Below are 22305 nucleotides of genomic sequence, written 5' to 3'. Positions count from 1 at the left end.
TCAACCGCACGCCGCAGCCCTTCGCTACTACGGCCCACGGCGTCGTGGTGTTGAGCCGGTGTCGCTGGACCCGTTCGTATGGCCAGACTGGCCGTCATGAACCTCTCCTACATCACCGCCCTCGGCGTCGCCTGGATTGGTGCCGCCGTCGGCCTGGGCGGCGTGTACCTGAACCGCGCGTCGCTGAAAGACAGCCGCCGCATCCGAAGCGAGGACCAGAAGGAGGCGCTGGCCAACAAGTTGAACGACGGCTTCGTGGCTCTGGAAAAGGTCGTCCTTCACAGACCGGAGGATCCGGCGGCGGGCAGCGATACGCCCGCCGCTTGGGAGCGCCGCTTCAGCGAAGCCCGCATCTAGGCGCACAGCAGCGTCCAACTGGTCCCCGACAAAGAAGGTCGGCGTCCCGAGGGTGCGCCAGTACGGCCGCCGTTTGCTCGCCATACCGGCACGGTACTGCGGACTCACCGCCCATGCGGCGCGTCCGGCGTCACCGGGGACGTACGCGCCCCCGTCCGTCCGGATAAACGGATGGTCGGGGGCGAGCGTGACGCGGCAGGATGCTCCGCATGACATTGCCCGCCCCCGAGCTGCACACCGCCCGCCTGCGACTGCGGCCGTTCACCGACGCCGACGCGGCGCCGCTCTACGCGCTGCACAGCAGCGCCCACGTGCTGCGTTACTGGGACTCCCCGCCGTGGACCGAACCGGCCCGCGCCCAGCGCTTCATCGCGACCTGCCGGACGATCGAGGAGGAAGGCACGGGAGCGCGGGTGGCCGTCGACCGCGTCTCCGACGGCGCGTTCATCGGCTGGTGCGGCCTGACCAACTGGAACCCGGACTTCCGCAGCGCGTCGCTGGGCTACGTCTTCGACGCCGCCGCGTGGGGCCACGGCTACGCCACGGAGACCGCGCACGCCGTCGTGCGGTGGGCGTTCGACACCCTGGACCTGAACCGCGTCCAGGCCGAGACCGACACCCGCAACGTGGCGTCCGCCCGGATCCTGGAGAAGCTCGGCTTCGTCCGCGAAGGCACCCTCCGAGAGGACTGCGTCGTCAACGGGGATGTCTCCGACTCCTGGGTTTTCGGCCTCCTCCGCCGCGAGTGGCACCCGACGGCCACGCCGACGGCCGGCCGCTAGGACCGAGACCTGCCCGCCTTTCGGTCCGCAACCCCCACCGAGCACCGTGGGCCGCTCCGGCGAGCTCAACGTCTTCGCTTGCCCCACCGATCCCGGCCATCCGCACCGCTGGAGCATCCAGTAGCTCGTAGGGTCCGCCTGGAGCGGCAACATTCTCATCGGCGTGCGCGGGCGCACTCGCCGCTCGTTGATCCGAGTACGAGGTCTCCACCCACCTGGTGCCGGTTGGTGGATGGCCGGCACGACTGTCGTCCGGAGGCCCAGCGGCACGGTCTGCGTCTGATCAGGTCCAGGGGCTACGGACGGCAAGGGGGTGCCCAGCCGTCACGTCCTGGATCCGGTCGGCTGATCGGCGGCTTCCTCAGGTGGTCAGGTGGTCGGGCGTGGTTCCGGCGCCCGCAGCCTGTGTGCGAGCCGGCCGAGCAGCACAGCGTTGAACAGCCCGCACAGGACTGTACCGGCGGAGAAGATCAACGGGGTCAGCCAGGTGAGCGAGGAGTCCTGCGCGGGTGTCGGCACCAGGAGGGCGAGGATGCTGAGCGGCGCCGTGGCCATCAGGGGCCAGATCCCGGCGAACCCCGGGTCCGGCAACACGTACACGGCGCACAGGAAGAACCCCAGCGACGCCGCGACCACGGCGAGATACCCACGCGCGAGCCAGTTGTCCACCGCGGGCGCCAGCAGAGCCCGAGTCCTTTGGCGGCGGGGGCTCGCAGGACGCGCCATGGCGGTTCCCTCCTGTTCAGAGGGGTCCGAGACACGCGAGCGGGGCTCACGCGCGCCGGGCGATGCGGCGGTCGCGGACCTCGCGACGAGGGCGCCGAGCACGGCGGCGTTCACGAAGGCGCACAGGAGAAGCCATACAGCCCAGAAGCCGATGGCCAGCACCTCGACTGCCCCACCACCCTCGGTGCCGGGACCGAAGGGGAGGACCACACCCAGGAAGGACAGGGGCGCCGTGAGCATCAGAGGGCTCGAGGCGAAGCCGCTCTCCGGGAAGAGGAACATGACCGCGACGGAGGCGGCGAGGACAGCCAGATATCCCCGGGCCAGCCAGTTGTCCGTGGCGAGCGCAAGGAGCCGGCGTAGGCGCGGGAGGCGGCGCGGGTGGGAGGCACTCGGCATCGCGGATTCCTTCAAGTCGGTCCGGGTTGTGCTCTCCACGATGGACCGGGGAGCACGCTCAGGCATGAGTACGGGTACTCATCGGCAGGGCGACAGGACTTACCACGCTGTTCGCGCAACTGAGCGTGCTACTTGGTTGTGACCGCGATGCCTTGATGGCGACGGACATCGGCCCGCTCGCACTACGTACCTGACACGAGACCCCGCTGAGGCGCGGTCAGAACCTTCACTTGGCGGGTGAGCTCTTGAGTTGGCGGACTGAGCGCTACAGCTAGAGGTCACTGATGGTGGGGTTCTCGGCCTGGTGACGGTTGACGGGGGCACTATGCCGGAGGTGTGAGGTATCCCGATGGCCGTGGGCGTACTACTGAGGAACGGGGCCCCGCCGTGAGCATGTGCGGTTCGCCGCCGCCGAGTTGATCGAAGCGGGGGTGAGAACCAGGATGTGGCCCGGCCTGTCGGCGTACACCCGAATGTGGCCTGACAAGATGAGCCAGTACTTCGCTCTGCAGATGAGCCAGTACGCCGACACCACTCCGCAAGATGATCCTGCTTCAGTAACGTTCCATGGCGGCTCCGGGTGATCACTGCAAGAACCCCGTGAAGGCCTCCCTGGCCAACCGGGGTCCTACAACCGTTCTGGCAGCACGTCCGCCGGTATCTCCGCATCCCTCGCCTTGTCCCCCGCCAGGAGCTGGTCGGCGTAGCCGGCCTCGGTCCACACCAACTTCTTGAACTGCTCCGGGGTAAGGACTCCCTGCCACGGGGTGCCCCCCGGGCAGAACACCGAGGCGCAGCCGGAGCAGTAGCGCGCCGGCCGCCACAGGCGCTCCGCACCCGAAGCCCCGGCCTCGGCGGCGGTCTTCTCGCGCCCGTCACCGCGCACGACCGCGAAGGTCCCAGCGAAGCAGACCAGAGCGAGCAGCACACCGCCGATCGTGTACAGCGGCTTGTCCTGGTGGACGCCCGTGTACGTGAGGGCGATACCGATACCGGTCAGGACCATGCCCTCCGCGAAATGCATACATCCGTCGCCGGTCTTGTCCGGTCCGGGTGCCAACCGGCCGTACAAGTCTTCACGCATCGCGCCCTTACCGCCGCGCGCCTGCTCAACCGTCCGCACCTCGGCGCCGCCGCAACCCGGACACACCACTCCAACCGGCCCTCCGGCCGTCTCGGTCTCCATGTTGATCAGCCTATCGGTGCCCTGAATTCAGAAGGGCGTAGCTCTCCCTGAGTGAGATCGTCCTGGTGGGTTGTTGCTGCCGCGGATCGTTTGCCGGATCGTCGTGTCCAGGGTTCGGGGCTGGGAGGCTGCGATGGTGTCGTGGCTGGAGGAACTGGAGCGGCGGGAGGCTGCTGAACGGGATCGGATCGCTGAACTGCGCGGGCAGATCGAGGAGTTGACGGCCCTTCTGGTCGAGCCTGAAGGAGTGGCGTCCCGGTTGAAGATCACGCGGGAGACCATGAGCGAGATCCTGTCCGCAGACAGGCCGGTGACCGGTCCCGGGACCGATGATGGCGGTGCGGCGGAGCCGGCGGACGGGCCGTTGGCCGGGGCGGGGTCGCCGGTGGGGGTGCGGCTGGTGCCGACCTGGTCGACGGAGTTGGACGCGGGGATGTTGCCGTCCTCTTACCGGGACACCGTGGAGGTCCTTGGTGACGCGGTGCATCCGAGGCGGGCGCACCATCTGTGCGCCGCGCTCGGGCTGCCGACCGACAAGAGCACGGTGGAGGGGTTCCGTTCGAAGCTGAAACGGCTGGTGGAACGGGACTGGATCGCGGAGTTGGAGCCAGGGCTGTTCGCCGCCCGGGGCGCCTGGGTGCCGACGGGCCGTCGGTGCCTGCATGCAGACGGCTGAGCCAGGAACCATCAGGCAGTCGGTCCTGCATGGCCAGGACCCGGTTCGCGGACACCCGCCACAACAGGTGGGCGCCGGTGGGCACCGGCAGTCGCTGAGGCCTCAAGGGCGCCAAGGGCGTCCTCAAACTCCTGGCTTTGAACCACAACAGCGACTTCAACATCTACCGGGCGTTTCACCTCGCCCGCAAGCATGAACGCCTCTACTCCACCCCCGAACAGCACAACTACGGCCTCACGGCCTGATCAGGAACGTCCCTGCAGGAGAGCCGCACCCTATTGCAATAGTGCTTCCATGTGGCGCGCGGCGTCGTCGGACGCCTCATCGGGTGTCCGGCCGTTCTCGCGGGCGACCATATACGCGGCATACCAGTCCCACCAGTGGTGCTCGGGGGCGGATGCCTCGTACGGGCCATGGTGCTCCTCCGTCTCGTGCAGAAGTTCTGTCAACTCGGCTACGTCCACGGCAAAAGCCTCCTGAGTCGTCACCGTCCAGGTAGTCGCTCCTGCACCTCTTGCAGTACCCACCCGTTTCCGTCCGGGTCGCTGAACGAGGCGTAGGAGGAGTAACTGCGGCCGTCTGGATCGCGGCCGTCGACCCGTACTTCAGCGCCGGTGTCGTAGACCTTGTGGAAGATCTTGCTTACCTCAGCACCGCGGCTGGCGAGGTCGGCGCGGGCTTTGTCGAGGTCGAAGACCACGAGGTAGCCCTCTGCGGATCCAGGCGCCGCGGAGCTGACCCCGCGGCCGAAGATGATCGAGCACTCCGACCCAGGCGGCGTCAACTGAACGATCCGGAATTCTGGGCCGGCCTCGAAGTCCGCATCGAGCCGCCATCCCAGGCTCTGGTAGAAACGCAGGGCACGGTCGACGTCAGCGACGGGGATAATGTGGACCTCGATCTTCATATCCACGGTCGGCTCTTTGACGCCGCTCTGTGCGCCGCCCTGCTCTTGAGTGCTCATATCGTTCTCCTGCGCCCGATGCCCAGAAATCCATGAGGACGACGTGACCGCGCAGCTCTGGGCGGCCGAGCGGCTCGGTATTGACGCCCCGCCGCGTGAGGGCATGTGTCGTCGGTCGGGCACGGTCTACCGGAGGGAGCGGAAGGCCGTGCGCAACTCTTCCACGAGGAGTTCCGGCTGCTCCCAGGCGGCGAAGTGCCCGTCCTTGGGCAGCTTGCTGCAGTGTCAACCCCGTGCCACCTACATCTCCACGTTAGGCCGATGGAGTACACGATGCACCCGGGAAGAACCCCGGGGTGCGTCCCGTGGCTGCACCGCCGCCGCCGAGCCGAGTAACTACTCCAGCGCGGGCACGAAGTCCCCGGACGACACTGCGCGGTCTCCCGGTTCCTGCCCCGCATCAGCTGCACCCTGAACGGCCAGGACTCCCCCTCCCTGCGAGCCCTCCTGGCCGGCGGGCCACGTCCCGTCCGCGGCGTGTGCCAGGAGTTCGCCCTCGCCGTCGACGAGCGCCGCCTCGACCTCGGCCCAGTGGTGCTCTTCCAACCTCGCGTCGTCGCCGAGAACAGCGACCAGATCCTCAAAGCCCTCAACGCCGGACAGGCCGACGGCAAGCGGCTGATCGTTCGGCCCGCCTACGGAGAACACTTCCGGCTTCTCCGCCTCTCCGCCGCAACCGACGCCGAGCCCGCCCCCGTCCCACTGCGCCTGCCCGGCTTTCCCGAACCCCGCTGACGGCACAGTTTTCCGGTCCCGCCGCCCACCGTGGCCGCACATCTGTTGAACAGCACCGGTCCGACCGAGAAGCGGGCCAAAGTCGTGCAACCGACGGATATGGCGCGCGGATGCGTCGGCCAGCGGCCACGCCCGGGACACATCTGCGCAGGAGTGTCACACAGGCTGCACACACCCATTCGAAAGCCTCGCTACCTTTGCTCGCGACTCGCTCCCCCGTGCGAAAGTGAACACAGGAAGATCGCAGATGGACTACTGCTCCACGTGCCGCCGGCATCTCAACGGCGCCCTGGTGTGCCCCGGTTGCGGCGCCTACGCCCCGGACATCGCTCCCCTCGCCGACGGAACGCCCGCGCCGGGCGCAGCGGCGTGGCAGGCCCCGTCCCACCTGTGGCACGACGCGGAGCCCGGCGCCGAGGAATTCGGCGAGGCACCGCAGGAGTACCCGTACGACGGCCCTGACTCCCCCTCCCCGACGCCGATGGGCCGGGCGGCACGGCGTCGCCAGCGGGAGCGCTGGAGGAAGACTCAGCGCAGAGCCCTGGTGGCCACCGCGGTCGCCCTGGTCGGCGGCGGCCTGACCGTCTCCTCGATGGAGCGGCAGTCCACGGATCGGACGCAGGCTGCATCCGCGCCTGACAGGGAGGCCATGGGGATCGCGGAGGAGCAGGCCACAGAGCCCACTCCGGCCCCATCGACGCCGACCGACACGCGTCGGTCCCAGCGCACGTCGTCCGCCACGCGCTCCTCCACGGCGAACGCACCGCGCGAGCAGTCCTCCGCAGCGCCCCAGGCCACGCCGACGACCCAGGCGATCCAGCGGGCCGGCGGCACGACTCCCCTGGCGACGGCGGCGTCCTCTGCCGAGTCGCAGGCCGCCTCCACGGTGTCCGATGCCGCGGAGACCGTTACGGAGACGACGGCCTCGCCCACGCCCTCGGCCACCGATGGCACCGGCACCTCAAGCACGGACACCTCGTCGGCGACCACCTCACCGTCCGACTCCTCCTCGCCGTCAGGGCTCTGCCTGCTCGGGCTGGTCTGCATCAGCTGATCCCGCGCACCTCGGTGGCCCCTGGACCCTGTGGTGTCCACGGGGCCCACCGGCGGTTCCTCCCGGCTCCCCGGACGACGCGGGCGAGGAAGTGACCTCCCTCCGTGCCCGCTTGGGCATCGCGGTCGCCGACGCAGGGGTGCTGTCCGAGCGGGAGGCGCCGACCGCACTCATCAGGGGCGGGCACGCCGGCGTCCCATGACCGTGACCGATCTGCTTCCGACATTTGCGGTAGCGAGGAGTCGGGACGGTGGGTCGATTGCCCTTTCCCGACTCACGGACTGGGCCACTTCAGAAGGCAGGAGGCTCGACGACGGGTGCGGCCGACACCGTGCCCGCCGGCAGTTTGCCGTGGGCCTCCCACAGCCGGGCCGTGGGGATGTCCACCGGATAGTTCTCGATGAGCACCGCGGGCTTGCTCGTCACCGACCCGGCCGCCTCGGCGGACCCGGTCATCCAGTTCAGGTCCGCGTCCTCAAGCATCAGGTACTCCCGCCTCGACATGACCTTGGCGTACCAGTCCGACTGCATGTGCCCCGCCTGGACGATCTGCCGGTTGGGATCGGACAGCGCGTAGCGGCCGCGCATCGGCCGGCCGGAGCGGGCGACGAACGAACCCTTCTGCCACTGACCGTCCGCGTCGAGCAGGAAGTCGAGCAGTGACGGCTTTCCCGAGGCCCGTTGGGCCAGCAGTCGTCTGCGCATGGCCTCCATGAACGCCGGCTTCGAGGAGTAGTGCGGCAGGACGCTGGCCTTCAGCGTCACCGGAGCGGTTTCCTCGGCGGAGGACATTGTGGACGGCAAGCCCTGCTGCCGCATAGTGTTCCAGGCGTCCATCTCCTGGGCCACCTGTTCGGCAGTCATCGGCGTCGGGCGCTCGCCCCACATCCGCAGGAACGCGTTGGTCTCCCGCTCGCCGAGCCCCAGCGTCTGGGCGTGCGCTCGGACGGTGTCCATGTCGGCGATGGCGCGCAGGTAGGAGTTCTTCAGTGTCGCCAGGTCCTGGGCCATCTCCGGCGCGGCGAACCGTGCCGCGTCGAGGCCCAGTTCGGCCGCCTGCCTAGTGTGCAGGAACAGTTCGAACTCGCGGATGCCCCGGCGGATGCTGAGATACACCGCGTAGACGAGCTTGCCGAACTCCACTGTGCCAGGGATCGGCACCGCGTACAGCACGTCCTGCGTCGGCCGGAGGATGCTCCGCCAGGCGGCCCGCGCCTCCGCCTCCGCCTCGGCGGCCCGGGTGGCGGCGGTACGGATGCTCTCCTCCAGCGCGGGGTTGGCGAGCAGTTGTCGGCGGAACGCTGCCACATCGCCGGTCTGGTTGAACGCCTCGACGGCCGGGCGCATCGCGCCGCCGCCGCGCAGCAGCGACGCCACCGCCGCGGCGTCCAGGCCGACGCCGATCAGTGCCACGACGACCCACGCGAAGGTCGGGTCGTCGGACAGCAGTTGGGCGCCGTGCGCCTCCGAGCGCGTCTCGTAGCGGCGGAACTCCTCCACCGCCTGGTACGCGCCGATGCCCAGCGCGGTACCGGCCGCCGCGACCGCGACCGTGCCGGTGCCGCCGGACAGCAGTCCGGCCGCGATCGCGACGACCGCCAGCACGATGTCGGGGATGGCCTCGCGGATGGCCACGTCCCGGGCGTGGTCGCGGATGATCAGGTCGTAGACCGAGTCCGGGGCGATGCGCTGGGACTGGTACGACGCCGTCATCAGCGCGTCGAGCTGGTAGATCAGGGTGGGCCGGTCGGCGAGGTTGCGCCGGGTCTCGGCGATGTCGCGGCGGCGCGCGGCGATGTACTCGCGCATCATCGGCCCGGCCTCGCCCGGCTCCGCCCGCGCGAGCCGTTCCCGGTCGAAGTCGGCGTTGGCGACCAGGGGGTGGGTGCCCGCGATGCTGCGGACCGCTGTCTCGCCTTGCTGGTGTGCCGTCGCCGAACGCGACGCGTGCTCGAGCGCGAGGTCGTCCATGGTGGGGCTCTCGGGCACGGAGCCGCCGTACGCCATGCTGGTGCGTGCCTCGCGCTCGGCTTCCTCGTAGTGCTGCCGTGCCCCGGTCACCGCGACCGCCCGGTGCAGTTGCGTGTCGGCGGTGGTGGTCTGGTAGCGCTGCGCCTGCTCGTAGAGCGTGTGTTCGTACTGGTCCAGCATGACCCGCGCGATGGCCAGGGTCTCCTGCTCGTACGCCTGCTCGTACCGGCGGACCAGGGCCTTGAAGCCGGCGATGCCGCCGTAGGGCGCCAGGTCGGCCTCCAGCTCCGACCGCATGCGGTTGATCGTGGGCTGGTTGCCCAGTCCCGTGCCCATGCCCAGCCCGCTCATGGCGCCGGCGCCGCCCGAAGGGGCGAGAATCGCGGTGTTGTTGGTCACCATCGACATGTACAGGCGGTAGCGCTGGTAGAGCTCGCGCAGCCCGTACAGCTGGGTGACGATCTGTTCCCGTTCCTGGGTGGCGGCCTGGCGTTCCTGCCGCTCGGCGATGAACCGGTCGACCGATGCCTCCAGTTCCCCCCAGTGGGTCGTGCTCGCGGTGACCCGGCCGCGGTACTCCGCCAGCTCCGCCGGGGACAGCTGGGCGAGCTTGTCCGCGACACGCAGCAGGGTCGGGTAGTCGTCGTGACGTACCGCCTGGAGGTTCTCCTCGCCGAGCACGGCGCGCACATCCGGCGACAGCGCGGCGATCGCCTGCCGCTGCCGGATCAGGTCGTCGCGCAGCACCATCCAGTACGGCGCCATGGCTCGATCGTCGGGCGAACCGCCGAGCCGCTGCCCGACCCGGTACTGGGTGCGCTCCCAGAACCGGCGGTCGGTCTCGGCGTCGAACGCCTCCTGCTCGGCCGATGACAGCCCCGTGAGGAACTCGCAGCACTGCCGGCGTTCGTCCTCCGTGGCCGGCGTGACCGACCGGTCGGTGACCGGGATCAGGATGTAGCCGTGCCGCACGTGCGCGTCGGTGACGGTCGGCGCGGTGCCGGTCCACTTCCACTGCTCCTGGTCCCGGATGCGCCCCGCCTCCTGGTCCGTGGCGACTCCTCGGTACTGCTTGATGAATTCGATCAGCAGTCCGTCGGAGTCGAGCAGGGAGCTGATACGGACGCTGTACGAGAACGCCACCCCTCCCGCGCCAGCCGCCTGCGGCAGCCGGTCGCCGAGGGGCGTATCCGGGGCTTGCGCTGTCTGTTCACCCCGGTGCGGGCGGACCCGGCTCGGATCCGCCCGGACTACGGCCGCGAGTCGCGCGGCGAGTTCCACGGGCAGCGGCGTTCCGGTGGCGTTCCCGATGTCGCTGCCGGCCAGGCCGGGTGCGTCGGCGCCGTGCAACAGCTGGCCGATCCGGCGATTGCCGAGGAGTTCGGTCGGGCTCCGTTCGGTCATCGCATCGTGCGACGGGGACGTCCCGGGTCGTGTGACCGCCCGGTCGATCCGCTCGGGCCGGCTCGTCCGGTCTCCGGGGGCCATCAGCGGGCCGCCGGGATGTTGGGGTACGGAAGTCGCATCTTGTAGTCCTGCGGCAGGTTGTACTCCTTGAACATCTCGTCCCAGAGCCGCAGTTTCAGACTGGTCTTCCTGCCCGCGGACAGGTCAGGGGACTGCTCGATGGACTTCGCCACTTCGTCGTACACCTCCTGCGCGGTGACATCGGTCCGGCCTGCCCGCCGCATCCTCTGGAACGCCTGCTTCCAGGGCTCGTCGAGAACGCCGTGGATTTGTTTGTCCCCCAGCGTCGTCAGCGAGGCCTTGGGGTCGTAGCCGGGCAGGTCCCTGGCCGTCGAGCGGGGCAGGCCGTGCATCGACTGCTGATCCCCGGTCAGCCCGTAGCGGGACCGGATCTCCGACGCCGCGCCGTGGGACTGCATCTCGAGCCGCTCACCGGACGAGACCCCTTCGGTGGAGCCCTCGCTGCGCACCCAGTCGAGGAATGCCTCGAACTCCTGCTCGGCCAGCTTCTGTTGGGCGGCGAGCGCGGCGGCCTGCTCGGCCTCCGTGGCCTGACCGGCCCGGGCGGCTGTGGTTTTCGCCGGGGTCGTCTTCGCGGGGCCGGTCCGAGTGGGCGACGACGGGCGCTGCCCGCCCCCGGTGCCGGACGTGGATCCACCGCCGCTGCGGGAGGGTCCGGACGGTCCGCCGCCGTGGGCGGCCATCTGCAGGCTCGTCGCCCCGGCCGCCTCGGTGGCGGCGGCGCCGTGCTTGACCACGGCGGTGGCGATCGCCTGCGCGGGGGCGGTCTCGACCGCGACCGGAACGGTCACCCCGGTGGTCGTGGCGAGCGCGTCGGGAGCGGTCTCGAGAAGCGCGGCCAGCCTCGGCGCGAGCTTGGCGGACTGGGCGACGCCACCCGCCTTGCCGGCTGCCATGCCGAGTGTCGCCAGGAACGCCAGGATCTGCCCGGTGAGTTCGCCGATCATCAGGCCGGCCTTCTCCGGCGACGCGGTGCGGAACTCGGCCAGCCAGTCGTCGACGAGCATCCGCAGCCCCTTGGGGATCAACGAGATCGTCCGGGCGACGCCGGATGCCCACTCGTCGAACGCCTTGCCGCCGTCGATGAACCCGTAGAGGAACAGCAGGATTGCCTCGACGACGCCGACTAGCATGCGCAGCAGACCGACGAGCATCTGCAGGATGCCGGTGACGAAGCCGGCGACGATGCCGACCACGGCGTAGACGAGGCCTTCCAGGATCGTCAGCGACGCGTCCACGTCCATGACGAGGACGTCCCACAGGACGCGCTGGGCGCCTGTGAGGTGGGCGCCGTAGGACGTGAGTCGGGCGATGCCGGACCGGTGCAGTGCGCGCAAGTGGTCGATCAGCCAGCGATACCCGGCCTCCTTGGCGCCTTTGGCCTGGTCGCCGAGCCACTCCAGGGGGCTGAAGGCGCCGTCGCGGGCGACGACGAGCCCGGGGGCGGCGACGAGCGGCCCGACCTGCCGCCCGTTCACGGCGCGGTCGGCGGCGTGCTCGGCAGACCGTTCGATGCCGTCCCGGCGTGTGGTCCGGCGTGGTGTTCCGGTGTCCCCGGCCCGCGGTCCCTGCTGGACGACGTGGGCGACCTCGTGCGCGAGCAGGCGTTGCCCGTCCGCCGAGTGCAGGGGCAGCCCCGGCGGGAATCCGATGTGCTCCCCCACCGTGAACGCCCGGGCGTCCAGGGCCTGCGCGCTGCGCGCGGCGTCCGGTCCCCGGTGCAGCCGGACGTGCCCCAGGGGGAGCCCGAACGCGTGCTCCAGTCGCCCGCGTACGTCCACGGGCAGCGGTGTGCCCGGGTCGGCCTCAACAGGTCGCGACGGGCGGGAATCCTCGACGCCTCTGCGGGCGTCCAGGTGTCCGGTCACGGCGCCGTTGCCCGCGAGCCCTTGCAGCGTCAGCAGGTCGTCCGGGTGCAGCCTCGCGATGTCGGCGGGCCCCGGTCCGCCGGGCGGGCTGCCGCGCGACGAAGCCGCCAAGTCGGCCCGGCGCAGCGGGACATCGCGGCCGGCGTGGACGGCCGGTTCGTGCGTGGCCCGCGCTGTGGGACGGTGTCCTCGGGCCGCCGGGGCGCCGGGCCGCGCGCCCCTCTCGGGCACGTGCTGCCTGTCACTCATCGGACGACTCCGACGCCTCGAACAGCCGCGTGTGCTCGGGGTGGGCGTAGGCCGGCCGCGCGCCCTCTTCGAACAGATGGGGGTGCAGATAGCGGTCGCGGGCTTCGTCCGACTTGTCCTCCTCCACCTGGATGCGGTGCGCCTGCGCCCACCGGTCCTGCCGCACGCCGAACAGCAGCCAGCACACGGCGGCGCCGGGACGGTCGGTCCGCAGGCCGAACCTGTTGTCCTGCAAGGGCTCGGTGACCGATGCGGTGCCCACGTCGCCGACGACGGTCAGGTGGTAGCTGACGTCGGCGTTGAGCACGTGGACGTAGGCCGGGAGCTCGACGGTGGCCTTGCCGTCGGCGTCGGTGGTGATGGTCCCTCGGTAGACGTTGAGCATCTCGGGTGACTCGACGAAGGAGTGGGACAGGTACTTGTTCGCCGGGTCGATCGGATGGTCGATCCGGAAGCCACCGCCGCCCTTGCTCAGGGTGCCGGTGATGTTCACGTCACCGTAGAACTGGCCGGCGGTCGTGCCGCTGCCGATGATGCCGAAGCTCTTGCCGGCCGCCCAGACGCCCGTGGTCCGTCCCTGGGCCAGCACGCCCATGCCGCCGTTGGCGAACACTCCGGCGCGGAAGAACCCGTCCTCGGTGTTGTTCGCAACGATCGCTGTGCCCTCCGAGACCACACCGAGCCGTGCGCCGGGGCTGTCGGTGCCGATGCCGACGCTGTCGCCGCCGTTGAACGCGACGACAGTGCCGCCGGACTGGATCGCCAGGGTGCCGTTGCCCACGTCGGAGATTCGCGACCCCCACAGCGACAGCGTGGCCGACCCGTCGGGGTGGCCGAACTCGCTGCCGCCGTCCGCGGTCGGGGTCACCGTGAACAGGTCCTTGCCCGACCACAGCCGCCCGGCGCCGGCGAGGGAGTACCAGACCCAGCGCTGCCCCTGGTCCGGCATTTCCACGAGCGACCCGACGTTGCGGTCGGCGAACGAGAACCCGCCGCCCGGACCGCCGCTGTGCACCTCCGAGCCTTCTACGTGCAGCGACCGCGACGCCGCCCCGCCGATCCCGATGCCCAGCTTCACCGGCCCCGGCAGCGTGACCTGCTTGCCCACAGCCGACACGGTGAGCAGGTCACCGCCCGACCACAGCCGGGCCAGACCTCCCGCGCCGTACCACAGCCACCGCTCACCCGCGCCCGGGTTGTCGACGTACGAGCCGGTGCCCCGGTCGGCGAAGGAGAACCCGCCGCCCGGGCCACCGGTGTGCACCCCCGTGCCCTCCACGTGCAGCGACCGCGACGCCGCCCCGCCGATCCCGATACCGAGCTTCACCGGCCCCGGCAGGGTCACCTGCTTGCCCACAGCCGACACGGTGAGCAGGTCACCGCCCGACCACAGCCGGGCCAGGCCCCCCGCGCCGTACCACAACCACCGCTCACCAGCGCCCGGGTTGTCGACGTACGAGCCCGTGCCCCGGTCAGCGAACGAAAACCCGCCGCCCGGGCCACCGGCATGCACTCCCGTCCCTTCCACGTGCAGGCTGGTCCGCGGTGGCGTGGCGGCACCCACCGCGACCTTCCCGCCGCCGGGCAGCAGTGCGAGCGAGGTCAGCGCGGCGTCCACGGTGAGGAGCGGCACGTCCGGGCCGCCGGTGGTCCCGGTCAGCGCGACACCACCGTTCGCGCCGACGGCGAGTGCCGCGGCGGCCACATGGGACACGCTGAGCTGCGGGGCGGTGACGGCGAGCGGACGGCGCAGCTCCAGTCGGCCCGCGGGCAGGCCGACCGGTCGGCGCCGGGTCGGGTCGAGGCCGGTGACGACGCCGCCGGCGCCCAGCGTCACCTGGGCCAGCACCAGTTGGCGGCCGTCGTCCGGCACGTCCCCGGGGGCCTGCAGCCGCAGCCAGGGGGCGTGCAGCAGCACCGGCGCGTTGGCCAGCTGCCCCTGGTCCTGCACCTCTCGGAACGCGATGGTCAGCAGCAGAGCGCCCGTCGCGAGGGTGTCGGTGGGAAGGACGACGCCGGCGTCGGTGACCGGCGCGGTAGGCACGTTGACCATCTGACCGGGATCTACGGACGGGTCGACGACGGCCACTCCCCCGGAGGCGAGCACGATCAGCCGGCCCAGAACGTCCAGCCCCGTCCCGGGGGCAACGGTGACGCCGGGACTGTTCGCGGTCGCGGAGACGGTGAGCCCGTCGGCCACGCCCCAGGAGTGCAGGCTCGACTCGGTGGCGTGTGCCAGCGGCAGCAGGCCGCTCTCGATGTCGGTCACGCTCTCCCCGTGGCCGGTCGTTCCGCCGCGCAGGGTGTTCGTGGCGAGGTTCCAGTACTGCGTGCGGATCATCGGGGTGGCGCTCACGGCGTCGCCTTTCGTCTCATCCGGCGGGGGCAGTGGTCACATGGCGAGGAGCCTGGTCTGGCCCGGGTCGGACACCGACCAGGTGCTGTCCTTCGGTAGCACGGGGTTGGGGACGACCGTCGTCGTCGTACCCGTCGTGGTCTTCAGCAGGACCGCGATCCCACCGACCGTCAGTTTGGTGGCGAGGGTCCCGGTGGTGGCCGCCTTGGTGATACAAGGCGCCGGTTTCGGCGGGTTGTCCATCGTGACGTGCGTGCACGGTGTCAACGGCGGTGGTGGCGGCGGTGTCGGAGGCAGGAACGCGAGGTCCTTTTCCTGCCCCAGCAGTAGTACGCCCTTGGCGCCCACGGTCAGCCGGGTGCTCACCGTCACGACGGCGATCTGGCCCGCGTGCCCGCACAGCAGCTTCCCCCCGGCCACTACCACCGGGGCCGATTGCCCGGGCATCAGCCGATGGTGAGCACGGTGCCCGGCGCGGGCGGCTCGGCCGGCGTCCCGTCCACCCGGGGCAGGCCCGCTTCCGAGGCCCCCGGCGCCGGGGCGGCGCCGTCCGCCGGTGTGCCCGTCAACTCCTCCAGCACCTGGATCGCACCGCTGATCCGCAGCAGGGTCTCCCGCAGAGCGACCTCCTGCCCCACCAGCTCCTGGAGGCGGCGCTGTCCCAGTTCGTACTCGCCCCGTAGCTCGGTCAGCCGGTTCTGCATCTGCTCGCTCATCCCGTTCCCCTCTCCCCTTGTGTCGGGTCGCCACCGCGTGCGTCGCTTTCCGCCGCGCGCCGCCCGCTGTCGTTCACGTCGTCCATCGCCTTACGCCTGTCCGGCTCTGTCAGCCCCGGCGATCGCCTCGCGACCGGCTTTGAGCGTCTCCACGGCGAGCGGCTCGACGTCGGCCCGCACCGCCTTGACCTCCCAGCAGAACCGCTGGGCGGGATTGCGCCCGTCCGCGGCCCGGACGGTGAACCGCCCGTCGCGCACGGGTGAGGCGGCCAGTACGCCGACCGGCTCGTCGTCGTCACAGACCGCGGTGAGCATGACCGTGCGGCCGTCGGCCCGGGCCAGCCCCTCGAAGTACGCCGGCAGTTCGACCTCGGCACGTCCGTCCACCAGCCGCGCCGAACCCCGGTAGAACACGGCCGCCTCCGGGCCCTCGATGCACACGTGATGCAGCGATGTGTTCTCGGGGTCCAGCGGGTGGTCGATGACGAAGTGCTTGGTGCCGTTGGCGTAGAAGACGCACTTGGGGTTGTTGAAGTCGCCGCCGACGTACAGCGCCCCGCTGGCGAAGACGTCGAGGGTCATCAGTCCGCCCCCGGACCAGGACGGCAGTGGAGGCGGGTCGCCGATCCTCAACTGCCTGCCCTCCACGGTGAGGTTGCCGTTGCCGCCCCACTCCGTGCCGATCACCACTCCGTCGTGGTTGAGCAGGTAGAGGAGTTCCCCTCCGGAGATGTGCAGCCGCCCCTCGCTCTGGATCACCCCGGACGGCGGCAGGGTGATCCCGCCGGAGGCACGCAGGTCGCCTTCGACGACAGCGTTGCCGTGCACGGTCAGTGGCGCCAGGGTCTGCCCGCCCACGTGGACTCCGCGACCGGTGGCCCCGTTGAGGTACAGGTCGTCGTCGCTGTCGTTGCCCGCCGCCTTGCCGTTCACGTGCCGCACGGTCAGCGCACCGTTGCCCCCGGCCCCGACCACCGCGTCCCCGGTGACGTGCAGGTCGGCTCGGGTACCGGCGCCGACGTCGAGCGGTCCCTTGGTGGAGATCCGCCCGCTCCCGACATCCATCACCAGCGCCCAGCCGGCGTGCATCCCCCACATACCGACATGGCTGTCGTCGGACATCCCGAGGAAGCCGGCATCGCCGGAACCCTTCTGCTGCAACCAGATCCCGGCCGAGGCGTCTGAGCCCTGCCGGACCCGCATCCGGCGTGGCACGTCCAGCCCGCCACCCTCCCCCTGGGCCCCGACGGTGAGCTGATCGTGGCCGGACCACAGCCGGGCCGTTCCGTCCTGGGCGTACCAGACCCAGCGCTGCCCGCCGGCCGGGGTGGCGACGAAGCCGCTCACGTGCCGGTCCATGAACGAGAACCCGGCACCCGACCCGCCGCTGTGCACCTCGGATCCCTCGACGTGCAGGCTGCAGGCCGCGGTGGCCGCCGCCGGCAGGCCGATCCCCACGTGGCCGCCGGGTTCTACGACGAGTCGGTCGACGGAGAGGTCGACGTCGGTGAAGCGCCACCGGCCGTCGGCGCCGACCCACGTGCCGTAGGTGCGGCCGGCCGGGCCGGAGCGGTTGGCCAGTTGCAGCCCCGCCCCCCATCCAGTGCCGCTGGTCGCCAGGCGCAGACCGAGGGTGGGGGCGCTGCCGTTGTCGATCTCGACCATGGCTGTAGGGGTGGCGGTGCCGACTCCGAGGTGACCGGTGGCCCCCTCGATGGTCAGCGCTGGGGTGAGCGTGCCACCCGGGGCCATCCGAGCCAGTTCGAGCCCGCCGTCCGCGAGCGCGCGCAGTCGGCCGCCGGTGGCCTGCCCGATCACCGGTGACTGCCCTGCGGTCGCGGTCGGGAAGCCGGTGACGAACCCGCCGGCCGGCGTGGCGATCAGTCGGCGGTCGGCGGCGAGGGCGGTCACCGCGCCGGCCTGGTCGAGAGTGACGGTGGCCAGCGGCACGCTCTGGCCGTTGTCGGTCCATGCCGCGGCCGGTTCCAGGTGCAGCCAGGGGGCGTGCACGAGCACCGGGTCCTGCCCGAGGCTGCCGGTGACCAGTACCTCGCGCGGGACGATCGACAGGACCTGCACGCCGCTGATCCCGTCCGTAGGCAGCTGTGCACCGTTCGCGGTGACGGCCACGGTCGGTACGTTGCGCAGCTGGTCGCCGGGCAGGGACTGGTCGACGACGGCGGCACCATCGACGGCGAGGACGGCGGTACGGCCCCTCCCGTCGACAGCCACCCCGGTAGCGACGGTCAGCCCGGGCTGCCCAAGGACCGCGTTGACCTGCAGGCCCTCGCCGACGCCGGGATCGAGCAGCGCGCTCAGCCGAGCCTGTTCCATCGGCAGGGTGTATCCCTCGATGTCGGTGAGGCTCTCGCCGTGCTGGGTGTTGCCGGCGACGACGTTCCCGGCCGCCAGGTTTCCGTAGTAGGTGCGCCGCACCGACATACCCGCTCCCCCCTCGGCCTCATCGGCCGGGTCAGTGACCTAGACCGCGGTGATCCGGCCCCACTCGGTGTGGGCCGGCCGGTTGTCCTCGACGACGCTGCGGATGGTGGCGATGACCTGGTTCTCCGTCCGCTCGCGTGCGGACTGGTCGTCGGGCAGCCCGCTGTCGAGGAAGTGGACGACGACGTCGAACCGGAAGGGGCGAAGGCGCGGCCAGATGGGTGTGATCCCCGGGGACTCCGGCTGGCCGGGGTCGCAGATGACCAGGCGGTCGCCGTCGGCGACCATTCCGGTGGGGAACACCATGTGGCCGGCCTCGCTGACCCGGACCGCGTCCGGCGGGGTGGCGCGCGGGTCGACCCGGTAGACGGCGGCGGGCTCGCAGACGTCGCGGACGAACGGGTCGCCGAACAGCCGGAACGGTTTCAGCCCGACGTCGAGGACGTGGAGCGTGCCGTCACGGGACTGGGCGACGCCGGTCGGCGCGACGAGCGGGTTGTCCACCGGCAGCAGCAAGGACTCCGCCCACGCGGCGGGGTTGCCACGGTCGACCACCACGAGGTTCCCGGTGAGCTGTCCCGGGCCCGGGTTCTCCTGCTCGCGCCCGTCGCCGATCACCAGGGAGCCGTCGGGGCGGACCAGCAGCGACAGCGGTTCCAGCACGGTGTTGAGGTTGCGTCGGGTGACGTTGAGCGGATTCGGGGCGACTGTGACGATCTTCGGCGGGTTGGGCGTGCCCGGGCCGTCTCCGCGATCGAGCACGAGGAGGTCGCCGTTGATGTCCACCGTCATGGCGATCGGGCTGAACTGGTTCGCCCCCAGGGCCAGCGAGGTGACCGCGGTGGCGGTGGCGGCGTCGAACGGCGCGGGGACGCCGAGCAGGGTGCCCCGCCGGTCGAGCACGTACAGCGTCTCCGGCCGGGCGCCGGCGGCGGGCCGGACGGCGACGGCGATCACCGGGTTGAACTGGGTGTCGGGCGTGACCGGCCGCGGCTTCGGCGGGGCACCGGCGAAGTGGTAGGCCCCGGACGGGGTCAACTGCCATACCCGGCTGCGCAACGGCAGGGCCACCGCCGAGGGCAGCCCGGAGTCGCCGACGAAGAACTCCCCGCTGCTGCTGCGGGCGATGCACCAGGGGCGGATCAGCCCCTCGATGAGGACGGACTGCCCGCGCAGGACCGGGCCCTGGCCGACCATCACACTGACCGGGGCGGCCGCGTCCGGCCTGGGCGTGCAGACCAGCACCCGGCTGCCGTCGTCGATGGCGACCCGGGGCCGGGTCGGTCCCAGGGTGTGCAGCCCGAGGTTCGCCAGCAGGCCGGCCTTGAGCCCGCGGCGCCGGTAGGTGGCGGCGATCGCGGCGGTCACCCGGCGCCGCTGGTACTCGTCCCACAGCGGCTGCCCGCGCAGCGTCGGCAGCTCCAGGGCCACCCAGGACGCCAGCCACGGCAGCATCTCCTCCCGTGTCTTCCACGGGTCGAGCAGGCGATGGGTGTCGGCGATGACGTCGGTGACCGCCGGGTGGGTGTGGTCGCCGTGCGGCACGGTGACGCCGTCGTCGATCCCGGTGAGCACCTTCTCGACGATCCGCAGCCACTCCCCGAGCCGGACGCCGGCCAACGGGCCCTGGTCGGGTGCGGCGTCCCGCCACAGGACCGGCGGCAGATAGCGCAGGTAGGAGCTCTGTTCCACGTCGCCTCCCTCACGTGTCCGAGATCTTCGGGTTGACCACCTGTTTGGCGGCCACGGCGGCGCAGACCAGTTCGTAGTCGGCCAGGCGCACCGAGGCGCCGAAGCCGGACAGGGCGAACGGCCGCTCCAGGTTCGGGTTGTAGTTGGCGTCCGTGCCTGTGGGGTTGAGCGGCGGGTAGTGGTAGGCGGGGGTGTCCGGCCTGACCTGCAGGGTGGAGATGTAGCCGAGGTCGGCGGCGGGCATGATCGCCCGGAACAGGTCGGAGGTGTAGACGTTCTGTCCGACCTGCCAGCCGCTACCGTTCGGCCCGCCCCTGGTCGGGTGCAGGAACGCGGCGATCTTGGCCAGGGTGTCGGCGCGGACGTCGTCGACGGTCGCGCCCGCGGCGGCGGCCTGCTGCCAGATCACCACCTCGGCCTGCACCATGACAGGCAGATAGCGGGGTCCGACCACCTGCAGCTGGACGCCGACGTCGCGCCGCTGGTCGAGGTAGCTGCGCACCTGGTCCAGCAGCTCGGGGGTCGGTTCCGGCCGTGGGACGGCGTCGCCCTGGTCGGGCACGACGACGACGTTGACCATGCCGGGCGCCCGGACGATCCCGGCGAAGGTCCACGGGTCCCCGGCCCTCCACGTGGGCGGGTTGTCCTGGGGCTGGGAGCGTGGCGGCAGGCAGGCGACCACTTCGACGCTCTTGTTCGGCTCCCCGGCGAGCACCTCGTAGTCCTCGCTGGTGACTGCCCGGTCGCGGGTCTTGAGCTCCCGGGGCGCCCGTTGCAGGGTGTCCTCGATCGGCTCCTCGTCGGCGCCGTCGGCGGCGGGCCCGAGGTTGGTGACACCGGTCAGGCCGGTCAGCGGCCCTCCCCCGCGCGCGGTGCCGAGCTGGATGACCTGCTCGGCGGCCACATTGCCCGAGGCGCCGCTCGCGACGTATCGGTAGACGGCCCGGATCAGGGCGCCTGCCGGTGGGATCGATCCGTTGCCCCGCTGGCTCTGCGGGTCGTGGTTGCCGAAGAGGATCTCGCCGACGACGGGGTCCGAGCGGTAGACGTTCCCGGGACCGGCGGGCAGGTCGTCGACCGGCGTCCAGGCCTTCCAGACCGGCGGGGTGCCGGTGCCGACCTCGACCATCAGGTCGCCGTAGCGGGCGCGCAGGTCCGCACGCCGGTACAGCGGGCGGTTGTGCAGTGGGAAGGTCTGCAGCGGTGTGCCGTCGCTGGTGCCGAGGGTTTCGGGCACCGGCAGGGTCAGCGCGGTCGAGGCGTGGGCGGCGTTGAACAGCAGACGGTCGATCCCGACGGCGGAGGGGACGGTGCCCGGGTTGACCAGCCTGAGGCCCAGCCAGAACCGCGGGTCGGTGTGGGCGTCCCCGGCGGTGGCGGGCTTGACGGCGGACCAGGTGGGTGCGGCGGGGCCGCCCTGGGCGGGTGCCGGACGTTGCGCGGCCCAGTCCGCCGGTGGGGTGAGCACGACGGTGCCGTCCTGGCCGAGCGGGCGCCCGGGGCTGCCGTCGGGGGGTCGGTAGAGCGTGCCGTCGGACAGCTGCCCCGCCGCCGGGGACGACCACGTGATCGGCTCCGTGCTGCCGGTGGAGTAGACCCAGCTGACGTTCACCCCGGGCGGCAGCGGCAGGTACAGACGGACACCGAGCCGGACGGCCTCGGCGGCGGCCGCGTCGAAGCCGAGGCAGAGCTGGACGGTCTGCCCGGCGGGCAGTTGCAGCGTGGTCTTCGTGGCGGGCGGGCCGACCAGCGCGGTGGTGATGTCGCGATAGGTGGCCGTCCCCGCGCCGCCCGCGAACGGTCCGATCAGCAGGGCGGTGTCGAGCCGGACCGGCAGTACGCGCACCGGCTCGTCGGTCTCGAACACGATCGGGTTGCGGCCCTCGCCGGCCACGGTGGAGGCCTGGGCACCGGCCGGCACGTCCAGAGCCCCGACGCCGGTGGTGAAGGTGAGGTAGGTGTGCGCGGGGGTGGGCGGATCGCGGGTGATCCCGAGCAGGTTGAGGAACGCGATGTAGTTCTTGTCCGGGACCTGGTTGAGCCGGTAGACGACGCCCTCGGTCAGCCACGCGAACAGCTCGATCAGTGTGATCCCGGGGTCGCTGGGATTGTGGTCGGTCCACGTGGGGGCGTATTTGGGGATGAGCGCCCGCATCTGGTCGACCAGGTCCTGCCAGGTCCGGTCGTCGAGGTTGGGCGGGAGGATCCGGCCCCGCCGCGCGTCGAACGTCATGGCGCAGGCTCCAGGTAGAAGGGGTAGACGAGGTTGTGCACGTCCTGGGTGGCCCGCAGCCGGTAGGTGATCGTGATGATCAGCTGCGCGGTGGTGTTGGCGCTGTCGACGGCGACGTCGAGCACCTCGATCCGCGGCTCCCAGCGGGCCAGCCCGTCGGCGACGTAGTACCGGGCCAGGTTCGCCGTCGTGGCGTTGTTCGGGGCGAACGCCAGGGAGCCCAGGTTGCATCCGAAGGTGGGCCGCATGACGCGCTGACCGTGCTGGGTGCCGAGGATGATCCGGATCGACTCCTCGACCTTGCGCACACCTTCGGACTCGCTGAGCCCGGTCACGCCCAGCCGGAACGGATGGGTCAGTCCGCGCCCGTACGCCGCTTCGTTCACCGTCGCCCCCCTCCCTCGCGCACTG

The 22305-nt window shown here is 71.2% G+C and carries 18 protein-coding genes; 5 read left to right on the top strand and 13 right to left on the bottom strand.

From position 1 onward, the window contains the following. Positions 1-96 precede the first annotated feature (96 nt). The gene (locus OG975_RS46850) at positions 97-357 is read left to right on the top strand and encodes a hypothetical protein (RefSeq protein WP_406335915.1); all 261 of its coding nucleotides are present in this window, start codon (positions 97-99) and stop codon (positions 355-357) included. 209 nt (positions 358-566) lie between these two features. Next, entirely contained in the window at positions 567-1139 is a 573-nt protein-coding gene (locus OG975_RS46845; RefSeq protein WP_406335914.1) for a GNAT family N-acetyltransferase, read from the top strand. Between the two features lie 369 nt (positions 1140-1508). Here the strand turns inward: OG975_RS46845 and OG975_RS46840 are convergent, their stop codons facing one another. Both OG975_RS46840 and OG975_RS46835 read right to left on the bottom strand, forming a co-directional pair. After that, entirely contained in the window at positions 1509-2264 is a 756-nt protein-coding gene (locus OG975_RS46840) for an SCO4225 family membrane protein (RefSeq protein WP_406335912.1), read from the bottom strand. Positions 2265-2892: 628 nt separating this feature from the next. After that, on the bottom strand, positions 2893-3450 hold the full coding sequence (locus tag OG975_RS46835) for a hypothetical protein (protein WP_406335910.1): 558 nt from the start codon (positions 3448-3450) through the stop codon (positions 2893-2895). Between the two features lie 133 nt (positions 3451-3583). Here OG975_RS46835 and OG975_RS46830 point away from each other — a divergent pair, with 133 nt between their 5' ends. After that, on the top strand, positions 3584-4126 hold the full coding sequence (locus OG975_RS46830) for a hypothetical protein (RefSeq protein WP_406335909.1): 543 nt from the start codon (positions 3584-3586) through the stop codon (positions 4124-4126). A 275-nt stretch (positions 4127-4401) separates the two neighbouring features. Here OG975_RS46830 and OG975_RS46825 read toward each other — a convergent pair whose 3' ends face one another. After that, a complete protein-coding gene (locus tag OG975_RS46825; protein ID WP_406335907.1) occupies positions 4402-4590 on the bottom strand; it encodes a bleomycin resistance protein in 189 nt (62 codons plus the stop codon). A 20-nt stretch (positions 4591-4610) separates the two neighbouring features. Beyond that, complete coding sequence (locus OG975_RS46820) at positions 4611-5090, bottom strand: VOC family protein (protein WP_406335906.1); 480 nt, start codon at positions 5088-5090, stop codon at positions 4611-4613. Positions 5091-5567: 477 nt separating this feature from the next. Between OG975_RS46820 and OG975_RS46815 the strand changes: the two genes are divergently transcribed. Both OG975_RS46815 and OG975_RS46810 read left to right on the top strand, forming a co-directional pair. Beyond that, entirely contained in the window at positions 5568-5825 is a 258-nt protein-coding gene (locus OG975_RS46815; RefSeq protein ID WP_406335905.1) for a hypothetical protein, read from the top strand. A 226-nt stretch (positions 5826-6051) separates the two neighbouring features. Next, entirely contained in the window at positions 6052-6879 is an 828-nt protein-coding gene (locus OG975_RS46810; RefSeq protein ID WP_406335904.1) for a hypothetical protein, read from the top strand. Positions 6880-7170: 291 nt separating this feature from the next. Here OG975_RS46810 and OG975_RS46805 read toward each other — a convergent pair whose 3' ends face one another. The 9 genes from OG975_RS46805 to OG975_RS46765 all read right to left on the bottom strand — a co-directional run bounded on the left by OG975_RS46805 (position 7171) and on the right by OG975_RS46765 (position 22280). Further along, positions 7171-10254 (bottom strand): polymorphic toxin type 5 domain-containing protein, encoded by a 3084-nt coding sequence (locus OG975_RS46805; protein WP_406335902.1) that lies wholly within the window; start codon positions 10252-10254, stop codon positions 7171-7173. 83 nt (positions 10255-10337) lie between these two features. Then, positions 10338-12455, bottom strand: a complete 2118-nt coding sequence (locus tag OG975_RS46800; protein WP_406335901.1) for a DUF4157 domain-containing protein — start codon at positions 12453-12455, stop codon at positions 10338-10340. Beyond that, positions 12448-14811 (bottom strand): hypothetical protein, encoded by a 2364-nt coding sequence (locus tag OG975_RS46795; RefSeq protein ID WP_406335900.1) that lies wholly within the window; start codon positions 14809-14811, stop codon positions 12448-12450. Before OG975_RS46795 ends, OG975_RS46800 begins: the two co-directional genes overlap by 8 nt. A gap of 36 nt (positions 14812-14847) precedes the next feature. Further along, a complete protein-coding gene (locus OG975_RS46790; protein ID WP_406335899.1) occupies positions 14848-15258 on the bottom strand; it encodes a hypothetical protein in 411 nt (136 codons plus the stop codon). Further along, positions 15258-15527: a hypothetical protein gene (locus tag OG975_RS46785; RefSeq protein ID WP_406335898.1), complete on the bottom strand. Its 270-nt coding sequence runs from the start codon at positions 15525-15527 to the stop codon at positions 15258-15260. Before OG975_RS46785 ends, OG975_RS46790 begins: the two co-directional genes overlap by 1 nt. Positions 15528-15617: 90 nt before the next feature. Then, positions 15618-17969 (bottom strand): hypothetical protein, encoded by a 2352-nt coding sequence (locus tag OG975_RS46780; protein WP_406335896.1) that lies wholly within the window; start codon positions 17967-17969, stop codon positions 15618-15620. Between the two features lie 39 nt (positions 17970-18008). Then, the gene (locus tag OG975_RS46775) at positions 18009-19661 is read right to left on the bottom strand and encodes a hypothetical protein (protein ID WP_406335894.1); all 1653 of its coding nucleotides are present in this window, start codon (positions 19659-19661) and stop codon (positions 18009-18011) included. 10 nt (positions 19662-19671) lie between these two features. Then, complete coding sequence (locus tag OG975_RS46770; protein WP_406335893.1) at positions 19672-21894, bottom strand: putative baseplate assembly protein; 2223 nt, start codon at positions 21892-21894, stop codon at positions 19672-19674. Beyond that, on the bottom strand, positions 21891-22280 hold the full coding sequence (locus tag OG975_RS46765; RefSeq protein WP_406335891.1) for a GPW/gp25 family protein: 390 nt from the start codon (positions 22278-22280) through the stop codon (positions 21891-21893). Before OG975_RS46765 ends, OG975_RS46770 begins: the two co-directional genes overlap by 4 nt. Positions 22281-22305 lie beyond the last annotated feature (25 nt).

Source organism: Streptomyces sp. NBC_00203, assembly GCF_045206325.1.
Taxonomy (GTDB): Bacteria; Actinomycetota; Actinomycetes; order Streptomycetales; family Streptomycetaceae; genus Streptomyces; species Streptomyces lutosisoli.
This window is presented reverse-complemented; position numbering and strand designations above follow the sequence as displayed.